At 72.8% G+C, this 18,107-nt stretch carries 12 protein-coding genes and 2 pseudogenes; 8 read left to right on the top strand and 6 right to left on the bottom strand.

The annotated features are described in order from the left end of the window. Positions 1 to 81: 81 nt before the first annotated feature. The 8 genes and pseudogenes from yhfZ to HCC61_RS20710 all read left to right on the top strand — a co-directional run bounded on the left by yhfZ (position 82) and on the right by HCC61_RS20710 (position 8,959). Complete coding sequence (gene yhfZ, locus HCC61_RS20745; RefSeq protein WP_169137569.1) at positions 82 to 1,020, top strand: GntR family transcriptional regulator YhfZ; 939 nt, start codon at positions 82 to 84, stop codon at positions 1,018 to 1,020. 298 nt (positions 1,021 to 1,318) lie between these two features. Beyond that, positions 1,319 to 1,681: pseudogene (locus HCC61_RS20740) on the top strand (transcriptional antiterminator); the annotation flags it as partial. Between the two features lie 86 nt (positions 1,682 to 1,767). After that, a complete protein-coding gene (locus HCC61_RS20735; protein ID WP_169137455.1) occupies positions 1,768 to 2,127 on the top strand; it encodes a DUF2620 domain-containing protein in 360 nt (119 codons plus the stop codon). 27 nt (positions 2,128 to 2,154) lie between these two features. Continuing rightward, the gene (locus HCC61_RS20730; RefSeq protein ID WP_169137453.1) at positions 2,155 to 3,591 is read left to right on the top strand and encodes a YhfT family protein; all 1,437 of its coding nucleotides are present in this window, start codon (positions 2,155 to 2,157) and stop codon (positions 3,589 to 3,591) included. An 80-nt stretch (positions 3,592 to 3,671) separates the two neighbouring features. Next, on the top strand, positions 3,672 to 4,901 hold the full coding sequence (locus tag HCC61_RS20725; RefSeq protein WP_346777309.1) for a phosphotriesterase: 1,230 nt from the start codon (positions 3,672 to 3,674) through the stop codon (positions 4,899 to 4,901). A 1-nt stretch (position 4,902) separates the two neighbouring features. Beyond that, positions 4,903 to 6,045, top strand: a complete 1,143-nt coding sequence (locus tag HCC61_RS20720; RefSeq protein WP_169137449.1) for an aminotransferase class V-fold PLP-dependent enzyme — start codon at positions 4,903 to 4,905, stop codon at positions 6,043 to 6,045. A gap of 155 nt (positions 6,046 to 6,200) precedes the next feature. Beyond that, positions 6,201 to 7,367, top strand: coding sequence for an alanine racemase (locus tag HCC61_RS20715; protein ID WP_169137447.1), 1,167 nt, complete (start codon positions 6,201 to 6,203; stop codon positions 7,365 to 7,367). A 59-nt stretch (positions 7,368 to 7,426) separates the two neighbouring features. Beyond that, positions 7,427 to 8,959, top strand: a complete 1,533-nt coding sequence (locus HCC61_RS20710; protein WP_346777302.1) for a phosphopentomutase — start codon at positions 7,427 to 7,429, stop codon at positions 8,957 to 8,959. A 36-nt stretch (positions 8,960 to 8,995) separates the two neighbouring features. On the opposite strand, the gene HCC61_RS20705 is transcribed toward HCC61_RS20710, so the two are convergent. From HCC61_RS20705 to HCC61_RS20680, 6 genes and pseudogenes are all read right to left on the bottom strand, one after another. After that, entirely contained in the window at positions 8,996 to 10,303 is a 1,308-nt protein-coding gene (locus HCC61_RS20705; protein WP_169137445.1) for a haloacid dehalogenase-like hydrolase, read from the bottom strand. 365 nt (positions 10,304 to 10,668) lie between these two features. Further along, positions 10,669 to 11,187: pseudogene (locus HCC61_RS20700) on the bottom strand (GNAT family protein); the annotation flags it as partial. A gap of 20 nt (positions 11,188 to 11,207) precedes the next feature. Beyond that, positions 11,208 to 12,761 (bottom strand): signal recognition particle protein, encoded by a 1,554-nt coding sequence (gene ffh, locus HCC61_RS20695; protein WP_169137443.1) that lies wholly within the window; start codon positions 12,759 to 12,761, stop codon positions 11,208 to 11,210. Positions 12,762 to 12,991: 230 nt separating this feature from the next. Then, on the bottom strand, positions 12,992 to 15,985 hold the full coding sequence (locus tag HCC61_RS20690; protein ID WP_169137441.1) for a [protein-PII] uridylyltransferase: 2,994 nt from the start codon (positions 15,983 to 15,985) through the stop codon (positions 12,992 to 12,994). A gap of 10 nt (positions 15,986 to 15,995) precedes the next feature. Beyond that, a complete protein-coding gene (locus HCC61_RS20685; protein ID WP_169137439.1) occupies positions 15,996 to 16,334 on the bottom strand; it encodes a P-II family nitrogen regulator in 339 nt (112 codons plus the stop codon). Continuing rightward, a complete protein-coding gene (locus HCC61_RS20680) occupies positions 16,331 to 17,686 on the bottom strand; it encodes an ammonium transporter (protein WP_169137437.1) in 1,356 nt (451 codons plus the stop codon). The genes HCC61_RS20685 and HCC61_RS20680 overlap by 4 nt, the downstream gene beginning before the upstream one ends. Positions 17,687 to 18,107: the final 421 nt, after the last annotated feature.

The raw sequence follows: 18,107 nt of genomic DNA, 5'->3' as shown, positions 1-18,107 counted from the left end.
GCCTGCGACCAGGGAGAGAGCAGGATCACTTACTCTCGCCCGTTGGCAATATCCCGGATTCTGGATATTATCCGGCGCATGATCAGCGGCGCCGACGCGCGTTTCCTGACTCGCAACGGCATGGCAGCACGTCAACTGGCCGCGCTGCTGCTGAATCACGAAGCGGACACACGTCTTCCACGACTGCGCGACTTCGCGGGCGAGTTGCAGGTGGGGAACGGGACCGTACAGGCGGCGCTCCAGCTTCTCGAGGAGGCCGGAGCCGTCGAGACCAAGGCACGCGGCCATCTCGGCACGTTCCTGGTGCACTCCGACCGCGCCATACTGTGGCGGCTCGCGGGCCTGGGCACGCTGCTCGCGGCCATGCCCCTGCCGTATTCGCACCGTTACGAGGGCCTGGCCACCGGGCTGCGCGCCGCCTTCGAGCGGGCGGGGGCGCCGTTCGCCATCACGTTCATGCGCGGGGCGTCCACGCGGCTCGGAGCGCTGCTCGACGGAAAGGCCGACCTGGTCGTGCTCTCGCGCTTCGCCGCGGACCGGGTCGCGGAGGAGCATCCGGTCGAGCTCGTATGGGACTTGGGGCCCGGGACGTACGTCGGCTCGCACGGCCTGCTGCTGCGCCGCGGCGCCCGGCTTGAGGCGGAGGGGCTGCGGGTCGCCGTGGACTCCTCCTCCGAGGACCTGCGGATGCTGGCCGCGCGGGCGTTCCAGGGGCGGGAGGACGTGGAGTGGGTGGAGGCGTCGTACATGCAGCTGCGGGGGCTCTTCGCACAGGGACGCGTCGACGCCACGGTGTGGAACCTCGACGAGGTGCGCGACCATCTCGGGCCGGACGTCGAAGTCCTGCCGCTGGACGAGGAGATCGCCCGCGAGCTGGCCTCCCGCAACTCCAGCGCGGCGCTGATCGGGAGGGCCGGTGAGACGCCGGCGCTCGACGCCGTACGGACGTCGCTGGACTTCCGGCTGGTGACCGAGGTGCAGCGCGAGGTCATGAGGGGCGAACGGGTCCCGCAGTACTGAGACTTCGCGCGGCGAGGCGTTCCCGTGCGTGCGCAGATGCGCTTCCCGTTCCGGTCTCGCGCGGTTCTCGCGCGGTCCCTTTCACGCTTCCGGGCTCTTCTCTTTCCGTATGGAGGGTGAAAAAGAACCGCAGCAGGGCTCCCCAGAAAGCAGAATCCTGATTACTGTCGTGGCCGGTGATCGTGCCGCGGAAGGAAGCTCCATGGAGGAGAAGGCGGGCGGGACTCCGGAACGGGAACCGGAACTTGATCCGGATCAGGGACACGACCGTGAGCCGGGCGGTGAGCGGGGCGGAGGCCTGGACGGACAACTCGCCCTTCGCATCGCGCTGTTCCGGGATACGGGTCAAGTACGCGCGGAAGTAACCGAGTTCGTCGAGAGCGAGCTGAGGGGACTGACGCGCGAGGGCCTGCCCGTCTCCGAGGAGACCGCCGGCATGCTCACCAGCCATCTGATGATGGCCCTCAACCGGCTGCTCGACGGCGAGTCCCTCGACGACCCGGCCGCCGGCGAGCAGATGGCGGCCGAACTGGCCGACCGGCCCGGCGCCGTACTGCTGGCGCGGCGGATCGCCCTGCGGGCGGAGCGGACGCTCGGCACGGCGCCGCTCCCCGATTCCGAGACCCACTATCTGGCGATGCATCTGGCCGTGCTGGCGCAGAGCGCAGGCACGGCGGCCGGTTCGCGAGCCGGTGCAGGAGAGGACGTGCGGCAGGGCGCGTCCGTACGGCAGAACGGAGAGCGACCGTGACGAGGATCCTCACCGGAGGGATCGGCAAGACCCAAGTCGCCGAGGAGCTGGGCGGGTTGGGCATCGACGGCCTTGAGGTCACCGTCTCCGGGGACATGGAGGCGGCGATGAAGCTGCGCGCCGGGCAGGCCGACTACTACCTGGGCACCTGCCACACCGGCGCCGGGGCGTCCCTCGGGGTGCTGCTGGGCGTGCTGGGCAGCGGTACGTGCCACACCTTCGGCCGCGGTGTGCCCTCGGAGGCGGAGGTCACCGCGCTGCTGGAGGGCGGTACGAGGGTCTTCGGCTTCGGCGTGGACCAGATCCCCGACACCACGCCCGTGGTCGCGCGCGCCATCGCCGCGCACACCCGCTGACCGCCCGACGAATACAGGGAGCATCCCGTGAGCACTCTTCTTGCCGGCGCGGGGAGCGCGGGCGGGCACGGCCTCGACTTCTCGGGCGCCCAGCAGACCACCGTGATCGTGCTGTGCGCGCTGACCGCGCTCATATCCCATCTGGCGCTGGCCGTATTCAACGACGGCGTACGGCCGTTCATGCTCGACTTCATCCAGGGCCGCAGCACGCGCAGTGCGACGACCGCGGTCTCGTTCGGGCTCTCCGCGGGGTTCATCTTCGGGCTCGGGGCGCCGATGGCGCTGTCGACCGGGGTGCTCAACCCGTGGCTGCTCTTCCTGCCGACCGACGTGCTGGGGCTGCTCTCGCCGAAGAAGTGGCTCGCTCCCCTGCTGGGCGGGGCGTGGGGCGCGCTGGTCGTCTTCGGGCTGGGCGGGGCGAACAAGGTGGCACACGAGCTGCCCGTCGACTTCCTGACTGCCATGCAGCAGATGGCGACTCCGATCCTCTTCCTCTTCACGCTCTTCCCGGTGCTCGCGATCAGCAGGCAGTTCGGCAGGCTGCGCGGCGCGATAGCCGGTGTCGTGGAGCTGGCGCTGGTGATCCTCACGATGAAGCTGTGGCCGGACGTGTTCGCCGGTGCGCCGGCGATGGCGGTGGGCGTGGTCATGCTCGTCGGCCTCGCGACGGCGAAGGACGTGCGGCAGCGGCGTGCGGAGCGGGCGGAGGAGGCCGAACAGGCCCAACAGGCGGGCGGGGACGGGCAGTCGGGCGAGGGCGGGCGCACGGGCGCGGGCGCGGGCGCGGGCGGCGGCAAGGACGTCTCCGAGGCCGAGCTGGAGGACCCGATGCGCTCGCTGTTCAGCGCGAGCGCCACCCGGCTCCGCCGTCATCTGCCGCTGTTCATGGTGCTGGGCGCGGGCGTCTGCCTGCTGGCGCAGATGCACGTCTTCGGCGGCGGCGAGGCCACCAGCTTCCTCATAGCCAAGTCCGACTACTCGGGCGCCGCGCAGGTCGACTTCTACCGCGTCTTCGGCTTCATCCCGCTGATCGCCACCACCGCGCTCGCCTCGGGCGCGTACGCGATCGCGGGCTTCACCTTCGTCTATCCCATCGGCTATCTGCTGCCGAGCCCGTGGCTGGCGCTGCTCGCCGGCGCGGCGGTCTTCGCCGTCGAGGTGCTGGCGCTGTCGTGGATCGGCAGGATGCTGGGGCGGCTTCCGTCCGTACGCGACTCCTCGGAGCATCTGCGGAACGCGATCAGCGAAAGCCTGTGGCTGGCCATCCTGTTCGGGTCGCTGCTGGCGGCCAACACGATGGGCGGCGGTCTGGGCATCCTCATCGTGGGCGGCCTGTATCTGTTCAACGAGGCGACGGGCCGGGTCGTGGTGCGCATGGCCGCGGCGCCGGCCGCCGTGCTCGTGGGCGGTGTGCTGCTCAATCTCCTGTACTGGCTGGACCTGTTCACGCCGGTCAAGAGCTGACCGGGCCCCGCTTCAGGTCTTCGGCCACCGGCAGGGGAGGCGCACCGAGCACCATGTACGAGCAGCGAACTCCGCGTCCCGTGCACCCGCCCCTGCCCGCGCCGCTCCGCACCGTCACGGGGCCGGTGCCTGCCGCGCGGGTGCGCGGACCCGTACTGGCACACGAGCACCTGGCGCTGGACCTGTCGCACGGCGGTGATGCGGCAGCGGTGCTCGACGGCCGTCATCGCGCGGCGGTGAGCGCCGAACTGGCCGTGCTGCGAGAGGAGTTCGGCCTCTCGCTGGTCGTCGAGCTGACGTGTCGCGGCATGGGCCGTGACCTACGCGCCCTCGCCCGCATGTCCCGGAAGTCCGGGGTCGCGGTGGTGGCGGGCACGGGCTGGTACTACGAGCGCTTCCATCCTGCGGAGGCCGCGACCGCGGACGCGTCGGAGCTGGCCGAGTCGCTGATCCGCGAGATCGAGGCCGGTACGGGGGTAGGTAGCGGCACGGACCGAGGCACCGGTACGGACCGAGGCACCGGTACGGACCGAGGCACCGGCGCTGCGGACGGCCGCACGGAGTCCGGGGCGGACGGCGCCGACCACGCCGGGGCGGACGGCCAGTCCTGCGGTACGGGCATCGGGCCGGGCGTCATCGGCGAGGCCGGCAGCCACGGCGACGTACCGACCGGGCAGGAGGTCCGTACGCTCACGGCCGCCGCGCTCGCCGCACGCGCGACCGGCCTGTCCGTGGCCACCCACGCGCAGCTGGGGCGGGGCGGCGCCGCACAGCTGGAGCTGCTGACCGGCGCCGGACTCCCGCCGCACCGGGTGAGCATCGGGCACCAGGACCTGCTCGACGACCACGGGGTGCACCGCGAACTGGCCGCGGCGGGCGCGTATGTCGCCTTCGACACCGTCGGCAAGGAGCACTACCGCAGCGACGACGCGCGGCTTCGGCTCCTTCTCACGCTGCTGGAGGCGGGCCACGCGGACCGTGCGCTGCTCAGCTGCGACATCTCGCGCCACGCTTATCTGAGAAGCGAGGGCGGCACGGGCTACGGGCATCTGTTCCGCTCGTTCCTTCCGCGGCTGCGCGCGGCCGGAGCGGACGACGACCTGGTCGACCTGCTGACGCGGCGCAATCCGCTGCGCTTTCTGACGGGCGGCGACGCGGACGGGAAGGAGAGGGACGAGGAAAGGGACGGGGCGAGGGACGAGGAGGCACCGCGGGGAGGGCGCGCCGGACGGGGAGGAGCGGACGGGGAGGAAGCGCGGGACGCGCCCGCGCGCCGGACGGCCGGTACGAGGAGGACGGAGGGCCCGTGAGATGAACGCGCCACGACTGAACGCGCCACGACTGCCGCGGACTTACCCGCTGCCGACGGTGCCGCTGGAGGAGGCCGTGCGGACGCAGTTCCGGCTGATGGAGTCCACCGCGCGGCACTTCGAGGGCACGCAGCTCTTCGAGCCCGACGCCGGTGTGGTGCCGGGCCTCGGCAGGCCCCGTACCACCGCCCGCGTGGAGGCGGTGCTGGCGGACTTCTTCGGCACCGAGGACGCGGCACTGGTGCAGGGCGCGGGCACGGGCGCGATCCGCGGTGCGCTCGGCGCCGTGCTGCGCCCCGGGGATCCGCTGCTGATCCACCGCGCGCCGGTCTACCGCACCACCGCGGTCACGCTGCGCGGTCTCGGCGTACGGACCCGGGAGGCGGACTTCAACGACCGTGCGGAGCTGCGGTCGGCGCTGTCGGGCGGGGAGTTCCGTTTCGCGTACGTGCAGCACTCGCGGCAGCGGCTCGGCGACTCCTACGACCCGGGGGAAGTGGTGGCGCTGTGCAGGGAGGCGGGGGTGCGCACCGTCGTCGACGACAACTACACCGCGTTCCGGGTGCCGTTGAGCGGCGCCGGGATGGGCGCGGACGCCTCGTGCTTCTCGCTGTTCAAGCTGCACGGGCCGGAGGGCGTGGGCGCCGTCGTCGGCTCCCGCGAACTGGTGGGACGGGTGCGCGAGGACAACTACTCGGGCGGCGGCCAGGTGCAGGGCCACCAGGCGCTGGACGCGCTGCGGGCGCTCACGCACGTGCCCGTGATGTGGTCCGTGCAGTCGCGCACGGGCACCGAGATCGCGGAGCGGCTGGAGGCGGGCGAGGTGCCGGGGGTGGCGGAGGTACGCATCGCCAACGTGCAGGACCGCTGCCTTGTGGTGCGGCTGGAACGGCCGCTGGCGCGCGGACTGCCCGAGCATGCGGCGCGCTACGGGGCCGCGCCTCATCCGGTGGGCGCCGACTCCCGCTACGAGATCGCACCGCTCTTCTACCGGATGTCCTCCTCCGCCCTGGACGACCGGCCCGAACTCGCCGACTGGACGGTGCGGATCAACCCGATGCGTGCGGGGGCCGGTCTCGTACTGGACATCCTCCGGCGCGCGCTGGAAGACCTCTACGCCGCGAACGGCCCGGGAGCGGACTGAGACCGCCACGGCCGCCCGGGACCGCCCGGCCCCCGCGCCCCACGGCTGCCACATCCGCGGCCCCGCACCGCTTCGTCCGCCGTCGCCCCCGGCTCCAAGCCCTTCGCCCGGCCGCCCGGCGGCCGTTCCCCTCCCCCAGTCCCGAAGGACCGACCTTGTTCCTCGACACCGTCCTCGCCCGCAATCCCGGACTCGCGGACACCGCTGCCGCGCTGCACCGGGACGGTGCGATACCGCCGGACACCTACGTCGTCGACCGGGACGCCGTGGAGGCCAACGCCGCGCTGCTCGCCGACCAGGCCCGGCGGTCGGGCCTGACCCTGTGGTTCGTCGTCAAGCAGCTGGGCCGCAACCCGGAGCTGATCGCGGCCGTGGCCCGGCACATCCCCGCCTCCGCCGCGATCGACGCCCCCGAGGCACGCACCCTGCGCGCCGCGGGCGCCCGCGCGGGCAACCTCGGGCACCTCGCGCAGATTCCGCGGCGGGCGCTGCCGGAGATGCTCGCCTGGCGCCCCGAGGCGGTCACCGTCTTCGACCCGGCCAACGCCCGCGCCGTGTCGGACGAGGCGCGCAGGCAGGGCTTCGTACAGGACGTGCTGCTGCGGCTGGCGGGCGGACCCCGCTCGGCCTTCCCCGGCCAGGAGGGCGGGATCCCGCTGGAGGGCGTGGCCGGTTTCGCCGCCGAGGCCGAGGCGATGCCGGGCATACGGATCGCGGGCGTGACCGGATTCCCGTGCCTCGTATGCGATCCGGCTACGGGCACGCCGCGGCCCACGGACACCTTCGGGATGCTGCGCGAGGCCCGCGCCCTCCTGGACAGCCGGGGCCACACCGGCCTCCGGCTCAGCGCGCCCGGCGCCACATCGGCCGCCGCCCTCCCCCTCCTCGCCCGGCTCGGCGCCACGCACGGCGAGCCCGGCCACGCGCTGACGGGCACGACGCCGCTGCACGCGCTCGACCCGGACCAGCCGGAACGCCCCGGCTACGTCTACGTCACCGAGGTCGCCCACACCCTCGCCGACGGCCGCCCCGCCCTCTTCGGCGGAGGCTTCTACGCCCGCGCGCAGATCAAGGACGCGCTGCTGCACCGCACGGGCCTGCGGCTGCCCGTACAGGGCCTCCCCGCGGAGAACATCGACTACTACCGGCTGCTGGAGGCTCCCCCGCCGGGTGCGCCGCCGGTGCGCGCGGGCGACACCGCGCTGCTCGCCTTCCGCACGCAGATGTTCGTCACGCGCAGCAGCGTGGCGGTCGTCTCGGGTCTCGCCTCCGGGGCACCGGAGCTGACCGGCCTGTACGACGCGCTGGGGCGGGCCCTGTGAGCGGCGGCGGACGGCGAGCCGCCCGGGCGGGCTCAACGCGGGCCGCTCCCTCCCGGGTTGTGCGTACGCATCCGTCCGGGGACAGGGTCCGCAGGGCGGTGGTCGTCGTACTCGACGGTCTCGGCATCGGCGCCATGCCCGACGCCGGCACCCTGCGCCCCGGCGACCGGAACGCCCACACGCTCGTGCATCTCCTCGACCACTGCCGCCCCGCCCACGGTGGTGCGGAACCGGAGCTGCTGCTTCCCGCCCTCGGCGCGCTCGGTCTCGGCGTGCTGTGCCCGCACCCCGCCCTCGCGACCGGGACGGCGCTGCCCGTCGCGGTCGCCCGTGCCCGCCTCGGCTACGAGGGCGCGGACACCTATGCGGGCCACCAGACCATGATGGGCGCCGACTTCAGCCGGGTCGCCGTCGCCCGCCTCGCCGCGCACACGGGAGAGTTGGTACGGGCGCTGGAGGAGGCCGGTCACAAGGCGGAGCCCCTGGACGGCGGTCCGGTGCTGCTGGTCGACGGCGACGTCCTCGTGCACGACAACCTGGAGGCCGACCCGGGCGTCAACTGGAACGTCTCCGCCCGCCTCGACGACCTGCCCTTCGAGCGGATCCTCTCCGTGGCCCGTACGGTCCGGGCGGTCGCGCCCGTCGCCCGCGTCATCGCCGTCGGCGGCCACGCGGACGGCCCGCTGCGCTCCTTCGTACGGCAGGGCGAGGGCGGCACCACCGGTCTCGACACACCCGCATCGGGCTTCTACCGCAACGGCGGCCTGCGCGTACGGCACTTGGGGGCGCCGCTGGACCACACACGTCAGCTGCCGGAGCTCGCGGCACGCGCGGGCGCCGCGGTCACCCTCGTCGGAAAGGCGGCGGACATCCTCACGTGCGGGAGCGCGGTGCGCCGCCCTGCCGTACGTACGGACGAGGTGATGGCGCACACGCTGGACGCGGTGCGTGCCGCCGGGAGACGGGAGGGCGCCGCTTCGGGCGGGGACGACGGCCCGGCCCTCGTCGTCGCCAACGTCCAGGAGACCGACCTGGCCGGGCACCAGCAGGACGCCGCGCGCTTCGGCGAGGTGCTCCGGGAGGCGGACGCCGGACTGGGCCTGCTGGTGCGGGAGTTGGACCGGCCCGGCGATGTGCTGATCGTCACCGCGGACCACGGCAACGACCCGCTGATCGGCCATGCCTTCCACACCCGTGAGTACGTGCCGGTGCTGGTTCTCGCCCGCGGTGCGCCCACGGGCGGCCGGGAAGCGGGCCGCGCGCAACCGGCCCGCACGGAACCGTCCCGTACGGAACCAGACCGCGCGGAAACAGGCCGCGCGGAAACAGACCGCACGGAACCGGCCGCGACCGGAACGCGCCGCACGGAAACGCGGAACGCCGCGTCCGGGGCGGTGCTCCTCCCGGACGCGGCGTCACTCGCCGACGTGGGTGCGACAGCGGCACGCTTCCTCGGCATCGGCGACGGGCCCGCGGACGCGAACCCGGACGCGGACGCGAACTCGAACGGGGACGTCACCGGGGGCGTGCCCGAGGACGGCCCCCGAGCCGGGCCGCGCGGACTCGCCGCCGGTTCGCCCCTCCCTCTCTGACCCGCGCTCTGACCCGCTCTGACCCCGACCCGCGGATCAGCCGAAGACGCTGTCCCGCTGATCGGGCACGACACTGCCGTCGTAGCGCCGTACGGCCGTCAGCGCACCGTTCTCCTCGATGTACGCGGACGTCGCGCACGGATAGGGCTCCGGCTTCTGCGGCAGCGGCTCGATGAACATCGGGTTGACGATCCAGCGGCCGTCCTCGTCGTCGTACGCCCGGCACATCACCTCGTCCTTGTTGCGGTTGAGCACGAGGTGGGCGCCCGTGGCGTCGCGTACGAAGGTGACGTCGGTGTCGGCGTCACCGCCGCCCACCGTGATCCGGTGAGCGCGGTCCTGCTGCTTCCAGGCGGCAGGGCCCTTGATCCCGTAGATGTCCTGGTTGATCCAGCAGCGCTTGCCGTCGATGTACGGGATGGTCTCGCCCTCGCTCGCGGGCTCGCCCCCGCAGCCCTCCATGGCCGTGGTGATGCGGCCGTCGCGCAGGATGCTGCGGATCGCGATGGTGTGCTTGCGGTCGATGCCCACGCCCTTCGACCACACCTCGGCCGCGTACTCGACTCCGGCCGAGACGATGTAGACGTCGAAGCCCGCCTTCTGAAGCGTGCTGATGAGGTCCTTCTGCTGCTGGTAGTAGCGCACGTACGCCGGGACGGTGTGGGTGCCGACCTTCATCTCGCTGCCGACGCGGGCCGCGAGGGCCTTCTTGCGGGCGGCAGCCGTGTACTCGCCGACCTGCGCGGGGGTGTGCCCGGCGAACAGCTGCGCCACCCAGGCGTATTCGGGCACCGTGCGGCGGTGGTTCCACTCGCCGCCGAAGGCCGGGTGCCCGTCCATGGTCTGCGCCTCGGCACGGATCTCGAAGATCTCGTCGGTGCAGTCGGTGTCCCCGGAGGTGGGCAGCGGACGGCCCACGGGAACGGACCGGCCGCACGCCTTCGTCAGCGCACGGTTCGCGGCGGGCGTGAGCCACTTGCTCGTGTCGTGCCAGCTGCGCGGCTGGAGGATCTTGTCGTGCTGCAACGCCCAGGCGAGCGTGACGTCGGTGGTGTCGTTCTTGGTGACGGTGTTGTCCCAGTCGAACGCGGCGACGGGCCGGGACTTGCCGGGGCCGGCGTGGTGGCCGCAGAGGCCGCGCTCGTCGATCGTCCGCTGAAGCTCCTCGCGGTTGTGCCCGTACCACTTGAGCTTCTTCGACAGCTGCGGGCAGTCGCCGCGTGCGGAGGCGGGTGCCGCGCCGGCGGCGGTGGTCCCCGAGGCCGCGGCGGCGGGCACGGGAACCGACGCCACGAGGGCGACCGCCGCGAGGCTCACCGCTGCCAGAACGGATCTGTTGCGCATAAGGCTCTCCGGTCTACGAGGGGGTGGCGGAATGCTGTCGGGGCCGTGTCCGAATGACACCGCCCCGGTGGCATGTACCGTACATCTCTGTCCTGGCGGAACGTCAGATGCGCGTCGGTGCGGAGTCGGACGGCGGGGGAAGAGGACGGCGGCCGCGCCGGAAGGCAGTCACGGCAGCCGGTTCCGCGTCGGCGGCCTTCCGCCCGGACGGGCCGTCAGCGGTCGGCGCCCATCCCCACACCCGGTTCGGGCCGGCCCTGCTCCGGGCCCTGCCGCGACCCGTACTGCGATCCTTGCTGCGCCCTGTTCCGCGAGCCGTTGGGGCGGCTGTTCCGCTCGCGCATCCGCAGCGCGGCACGCGCCTCCGGCCATTCCTCGGCGGTGATCGCGAACCGCTCGTGGTCCCGCCAGGCGTCGTTGAGGAAGAGCAGGCGGGGCGAGAACCCCTCGTGCCGGAAGCCCAGCCGCCGCGCCATGGCGGTGGAGCGGTCGTTCTCCGGCTGGACGTTGATCTCCAGGCGGTGCAGCCCCAGACCTTGCGGAGCGCTCTCGAAGCACCGGTCGACGATCAGGCGCATCCCCTCGGTCATCCGGCCGGTGCCCGCGTACGGCACGTAACTGTCGTAGCCCAGCGAGCCGTTGCAGAAGCGGGCACGGACGATGTTCGCGACGTTGACGCGGCCGACGAGCCCGTCGTCGTCGCTGTCGAAGATCATGAAGCTGCGCAGCGCGGGGCCCTGACGCCGCAGCAAGTCGGGAAGGCCGTCCGGCTCGACGGGATTCCAGGGGCTGAGGTGGTCGGCGGAACGGAGCACCGCCTCTCGGTAGGCGGTCTCGTCGCCGGGCTGCGGGGGCCGGATGTATACGCGCATGAACGACATCATCCGCCCCCGGGCCCGATGGTTCACTTCGGGGGCAGCATGTCCTTGAACTCCTGAGGAAGTTCGAACTCCTCCGGGCTCTGCGCCGCGCCCGCTCCGCCGAAGGCGCTGCCCGCGCCCGCGGCCTTGCGCTCGGCGGCCGCCTTCTCCTCCTGCTTGCGCTTCATCGGGTTGCCCGACTGGCGCTTGCCCTTGGCCTTCTTCTGCTGCTTCGGCTTCTTCTTGCCGCCGCCGCCCATGCCCGGCAGCCCCGGCATACCGGGCATGCCGCCGCCCTGCGCCATGCGGGACATCATCTTGCGGGCCTCGAAGAACCGCTCGACCAGGTTCTTCACGGCGCTGACCTCCACGCCGGAGCCCCGTGCGATACGGGCACGGCGCGAACCGTTGATCATGGTGGGCTCGGCGCGCTCGGCCGGCGTCATGGACTTGATGATCGCGGCCGTACGGTCGACCTCGCGCTCGTCGAGATCGTTGATCTGCTCCTTCATCTGGCCCATGCCGGGCATCATGCCGAGCAGCTTGGAGATGGAGCCCATCTTGCGGACCTGCTCCATCTGCGCCAGGAAGTCGTCGAGCGTGAACTCCTTGGGCCCCTTCTGCAGCTTCGCGGCCATCTTCTCGGCCTCTTGCTGGTCGAAGGTCTGCTCGGCCTTCTCGATGAGCGTGAGCACGTCGCCCATGCCGAGGATGCGGGACGCCATGCGGTCCGGGTGGAACGCGTCGAAGTCGTCCAGCTTCTCGCCGTTGGAGGCGAACATGACCTGCTTGCCGGTCACTTGGGCGACCGAGAGGGCGGCACCGCCGCGTGCGTCGCCGTCCAGCTTGGAGAGGACCACTCCGTCGAAGCCGACGCCATCGCGGAAGGCCTCGGCGGTGGTGACGGCGTCCTGGCCGATCATCGCGTCGACGACGAAGAGGATCTCGTCGGGGCTGACGGCGTCGCGGATGTCCGCGGCCTGCCGCATCAGCTCCTCGTCGATGCCGAGGCGGCCCGCAGTGTCGACGATCACGACGTCGTGCTGCTTGTCGCGCGCGTGGACCACGGAGTCCTCGGCGACCTTCACCGGGTCGCCGACGCCGTTGCCCGGCGCCGGCGCGAAGACGGCGACCTCGGCGCGCTCGGCCACCACGGAGAGCTGGTTGACGGCGTTCGGACGCTGGAGGTCGCAGGCGACGAGCAGCGGCGTGTGGCCCTGCTGCTTGAGCCAGCGGCCCAGCTTGCCCGCCAGCGTCGTCTTACCCGAACCCTGAAGACCGGCGAGCATGATGACGGTCGGCGGGTTCTTCGCGTACCGCAGGCGGCGGGTCTCGCCGCCGAGGATGCCGATCAGCTCCTCGTTGACGATCTTGATGACCTGCTGGGCGGGGTTCAGCGCCTGGGAGACCTCGCTCCCGACGGCGCGCTCCTTGACCTGCTTGATGAAGGCACGCACCACGGGAAGGGCGACGTCCGCCTCCAGCAGCGCGATGCGGATCTCGCGGGCCGTGGCGTCGATGTCCGCCTCGGACAAGCGGCCCTTGCCCCGGAGGTTCTTGAAGGTCGCTGCGAGGCGATCGGAGAGAGTGTCGAACACGGCGTTCGCGGGTCCTTCGCGTCTGGGTACTGGGTCAGGTCGGCAGTCGGCCTCCAAGGGTATCCGTCCGTACGGAGTGCGGTCAGGTCCGGGCGACGACCGGCTCCGGAACGGGACGGAAAGGGCGGAAGAGGGCGGACGGGACAGGATGGACGGAGCCCGTGCGGACCCGACCGTCCGGGGGGCGGGTCCGCACGGGACGTGACCGGCCGCGGCCGAGGGGCCTCGGCCTACGCGGCGTCGTCCGGTTCCCGGCCCAGCTCGCGCTCGAGTTCGCGGGCGATCCCCGCGGCCTCGCCGGCCGGCAGCGGGGCACCGTCGGCTCCCGTGAGATAGAACGCGTCGACGGCGTTGGCCCCGAGCGTGCTGACATGCGCGCTGCGTACGAGCACGCCAGCCCCCTCCAGGGCCCGTCCGATGCGGTACAGCAGGCCCGGTGCGTCCTGGGCCCGTACCTCCAGCACGGTCGCTGACTGCGAACCCGCCGGCGCCACGGTGACCCGGGGCGGCGGTGCGTGCCGCCCGGCCCGGCGCCGACGTGGCCTGCGGTAGGCGGCCTCGCGCTCGGCGAGACGGGCCGCGACGTCGAGGGAGCCGTCGAGGACACGTGCGAGGTCGGCGCGGAGCCGCAGCGCGGGTGGCAGCGAACCGTACTCGGCGGCCACCCGCCACGACAGCAGCAGTACGGCCGCCTCCTCGTCGGCGGTACCGGGCAGGCCGGGCACCGCCCCGGTCACCGAAGGCCCGTTCTCCATCGGCCCGTTCTCAGCCGGCCCGTTCTCAGTCGCCCCGCTCACCGCCGCCCCGGTCACCTGGGCGGGCAGCCGCATCAGCCGCAGGTCCGCCGCGCGTACGGTCATCCGGTGCAGTGCGAGGACGCCCGCCACGGCAGGGAGCACGCCCATCGCATACGGGCCGCTGCCGCCGGGGGCGCCGGCGGCGCCGGCCGCTCCGAGCGCGCCCTCGTCACCGGCCGCCTGCGCCGGGTGGTCCGCGGCGGGGCGCGTCGGGACGGCGATCAGCAGCTCGGCCCCGACGGGGGCGCTCGGCCGGTCCTCTTCGCCGTCATTCGCGAGGCCGTGTTCCGCGACACCGTGTTGCGGAAGTCCGTCGCGCCCGTGGTGCTCGTCGCCGTGTTCCGCGTCCCGTGCCGCGTGCGCGGCAGGCGTGCTGAGCGCGAGCGCGGGCCCCCGGCTGCGCCACGCCTCGACCGCGAGCCGTTCCGCCTCGGCCGACGGCACGAACGGTTCGGTGTGCTCCTCCACCGCCTCCCCCGCGAGCACCCCGCCGACCCGCTTGACCAGGTCCGCGACGAGCGTGCCGCGCCATGCCGACCATGCCGCGGGCCCGGTGGCGAGCGCGTCGGCCTCGGTCAGCGCATGCAGGAGTTCAAGGGTTCCCGGCGCACCCACGACGTCGGCGACCGAACGGATCGTCGCCGGGTCGTCCAAGTCGCGCCGCGTGGCCGTCTCCACGAGCAGCAGGTGATGCCGTACGAGCCTTGCCAGCACGTCCGCGTCCGCCGCGTCGAAGCCCATGCGCCGCGCCATGTCGTACGCGATCGTCTCGCCCACCATCGAGTGGTCGCCCGGCCAGCCCTTGCCGATGTCGTGCAGCAGCGCGGCCACCAGCAGCAGGTCGGGACGCTGTACGCGGCGCGTCAGCGCGGAGGCCCGTACCGCCGTCTCCACGAGATGACGGTCGACGGTGAACCGGTGCACGGGGTTGCGCTGCGGGCGGCAGCGCACGCGCTCCCAGTCGGGCAGCAGGCGCCCGGTCAGGCCCTCGGCGTCGAGCGCCTCCCACACCGGCACCGTCGCCTCGCCCGCACCCAGCAGGGTCACGAACTCCTCGCGCGCTTCCGCGGGCCATGGCACCGGCAGCTCCGGCGCCGACGAGAGCCGCCGCACCGCGGGCAGCGCCAGCGGCAGCTGCGCCTGTGCCGCGGCCGCCGCCGCACGCAGCGGCAGCACGGGGTCGCGTTCGGGCCTGGCGGTGCGCGCGAGCGCCGCCTCCCCCTCGTGTTCGACGACGCCCTCGGCGAGCGGCGTGCGCTCCTGCTCCCCCGGCCTGGCGCTCGCCTGGCCGCCCGCCCGGCCCGCCTGGTTCCGCGCCCGGGTCCCCGTCTGGGCCGCGGACCGCGGGGAGCCCGCGCCACCGCCGCCCAGCAGCACCCGCAGCCGCGAGGTGCGTCCCCCGCGGGACTTCAGCACGCGTCCCACTTCGCGCCACGTCACATCGGACGCGTAAGCGATGGTGCGGGCGGCCTCGTAGACCTGCCGCAGCAGGGCGTCTGCGTCGGCGAGGCCGACCGCCGCGGCTACCTGGTCCTGGTCCTGGAGGACGAGCCGGTCGGTGGCTCGGCCCGTGGAGAGGTGCAGCACGTCTCGTACGTCCAGCAGCGACTCGTACGCCCGCGCCAGCCCGCCGCGCGGCGCGTCCGCCAGCCAGGACGCCGCCACCGCACGCAGCGCCGTAGCGTCCCGCAGCCCGCCGTACGCCTCCTTGAGGTCGGGCTCCAGCAGGAATCGCAACTCACCGTGGTTGCGGGCCCGTTCGTCGGCCAGCTCCCGCAGTTCGGGCAGGCGCTTGGGCGCCTGCGCCCGCCACCGTGCGAGCAGCCCGGTGCGCAGCCCCTCGGTGAGCGTCGCGTCGCCGGCGACGTGCCGGGCGTCGAGCAGGCCGAGCTGGACCTTCAGGTCCTCCTCGGCCGTGGCGCGGGCCTCCGAGGTCGTGCGTACGGAGTGGTCCAGGGCGATCCCGAGGTCCCAGACGGGGTACCAGACGCGGTCCGCGATGCGGGAGATCCCGCCCGGGCCCGCGCTGCCGTCGTGCAGGAGCAGCAGGTCGAGGTCGCTGCGCGGCGACAGCTCGCCCCTGCCGTAGCCGCCGACCGCGACGAGGGCGACGCCGGGACCCGCGTCCCCCAGCAGACCGGTCAGCCACCGGTCGGTCAGCCGTGCAAGCTCGGCACGGCGGGGCGCCCCGGCCGCCGTGCCGTCCTCGCCGCGGAGGAGACGGAGCCGGTCCGCGGCATAGCCGCCCTCCGCCTCCGCCTCCGCCTCCGACTGCTGCGCGGCACCGGCCGCGTGACGGGCACGGGCGTCGGCCGCGCCACGGGTCCCGTCACCGACCGCATCACCGGCCGCGCCTTCGGACGTGTCCGGGCCCGCTTCCCCTGCCGTGCCGGGGAGCCCGCCGAGCCCGCTGATTCCGCCGCCCATGCGCCGCCCCTCAGAGGGCGTCCGGCCCGCGCTCGCCGGTGCGGACCCGTACGGCGGTCTCGACGGGCACCATCCAGACCTTGCCGTCGCCGATCTTGCCGGTACGTGCGGACTTGACCACGATCTCCAGCAGCTCCTCGGCCTCCTCGTCGTCGGACAGCACCTCGATCCGCAGCTTCGGCACGAGGTCGACGGTGTACTCGGCGCCCCGGTAGACCTCGGTGTGGCCGCGCTGGCGTCCGTAGCCGCTGGACTCGGTGACCGTCAGGCCCTGCACTCCGAAGGCGCGCAGCGCCTCCTTCACGTCCTCCAGCTGGTGCGGCTTGATGACCGCGGTGATGAGCTTCATGCGTCAACCTTCTTCTCGGAGAGCGGGCCGGACTCCGCCGTGCCGGGACGTGCGGGGGACGAGGCGCCGGACGACGCTCCGTCGGACGACGTGGCCGTGGTCCCGGCGGCAGCCGCCCCGGCGAGTGTCCCGGTGAACGGCCCGGAGGAGGAACCGCCCACCGCACTGAAGTCGTACGCCGTCTCCGCGTGGTATGCGCGGTCGAGCCCGTTCGTCTCGTCCTCGTCGCTCGCCCGCATCCCGATCGTGACGTGGATCAGCTTGGCGATGATCCAGGACACCACGAACGAGTAGCCCATCACGGAGAAGGCTCCGGTGGCCTGCTTGCCGAACTGCGCCAGGCCGGCGTCGCCCCCGGTGGCCAGGAACCCGACCATCAGCGTCCCGATGACGCCGCCGACGAGGTGGACACCCACCACGTCCAGCGAGTCGTCGAAGCCCAGCTTGAACTTGAGGCTGACGGCCCAGGAGCACACGAGCCCGGCGACCAGGCCGATGGCCAGCGCTCCCATGGCGTTGACGTTCGCCCCGGACGGTGTGATCGCGACGAGCCCCGCGATGGCGCCCGACGCGGCACCGAGGGTGGTGAAGGCGCCGTGCCGGATCCGCTCGTAGGCGAGCCAGCCCAGTACGGCCGCACCGGTGGCGAGCTGCGTGTTCATGGCCATCAGGGCGGAGGTGCCGTCCGCGGCCAGCTCCGAGCCCGCGTTGAAGCCGAACCATCCGAACCACAGCAGGGCGGCGCCGAGCACCACTAGCGGCAGGCTGTGCGGACGCATCGGGTCCTTCTTGAAGCCGGCGCGCTTTCCGACGACCAGCACGGCGGCCAGCGCCCCGATGCCCGCGTTGATGTGTACGGCGGTGCCTCCGGCGAAGTCGATGATCCCGAGGTCGAAGAGCCAGCCGCCGTCGGCCCACACCCAGTGCGCGACGGGGAAGTAGACGAGGGTCGCCCACAGCGCGATGAACACGGTCCACGCGGAGAACTTCACGCGGTCGGCGAGCGCCCCGCTCATCAGCGCGGGCGTGAGGATCGCGAACATCATCTGGAAGAGCGCGAAGGCGAAGACGGGGATGCCGCCCTTCTCGGTCAGCGTCCCGTCAGAGATGCCCTTGAACCCGGCGAAGTCGAGATTGCCGATGACGCCGCCCGCGTCGGGCCCGAAGGCCAGCGAGTAGCCGTAGAGCACCCACAGGATGCTCAGCACCCCGAGGGACACGAAGGACATCATCAGCATGTTGAGCGCGCTCTTGACGCGGACCATGCCGCCGTAGAAGAAGGCGAGGCCCGGTGTCATCAGCATGACCAGGAACGCACTGAGCAGTACGAATGCGGTATCGGCGCCGTTCAATGGACGTCTCCTCGAAGTACCGGCCCGCGCCTTACGGACGGGACGGGCGGGTTGATCGGGGTGGCCGGGGGGTGATGCGGCCACAGTCGCCGCGTCCCGTTTCCATTGATGCCGTGCGGTGTTTCACCGTGATGACGATGGGCGCCGCGGTGTTACGGGTGGATGAACCGCCGTGTGGCGGGGCGCCGCGCGGGCCACTGTGGACCGGGCGCTCCCTGACGTGGAGAACCGGCCGCGACCGCACCCTGTACGACTGGCAACGGGGGGAGCCTGTCGGGTGTCCGGGGTACCGGTCACGGCCGGTTGTCATGGGTTGGACGGATCAACTCCCGGGTGGGTTCCACGAGTTCGTAATTCTTTTGAGATCCGTCCCGCCGCGGGCGCCACGCGCGCGGCGATAGCGTGTGGCGGCGTGCGGCCG

The organism is Streptomyces sp. HNM0575 (assembly GCF_012726265.1).
GTDB lineage: Bacteria > Actinomycetota > Actinomycetes > Streptomycetales > Streptomycetaceae > Streptomyces.
The sequence above is the reverse complement of the archived record's forward strand: the minus strand, read 5'-3'. Positions and strand labels throughout refer to the sequence as shown.

Coding starts and splice junctions, on each gene's coding strand:
- HCC61_RS20720 (WP_169137449.1), top strand. CDS start 4,903: ATGAACGCGCCACGACTGAACGCGCCACGACTGCCGCGGACTTACCCG.
- HCC61_RS20685 (WP_169137439.1), bottom strand. CDS start 16,334: ATGAAGCTCATCACCGCGGTCATCAAGCCGCACCAGCTGGAGGACGTG.
- HCC61_RS20690 (WP_169137441.1), bottom strand. CDS start 15,985: ATGGGCGGCGGAATCAGCGGGCTCGGCGGGCTCCCCGGCACGGCAGGG.
- HCC61_RS20705 (WP_169137445.1), bottom strand. CDS start 10,303: ATGCGCAACAGATCCGTTCTGGCAGCGGTGAGCCTCGCGGCGGTCGCC.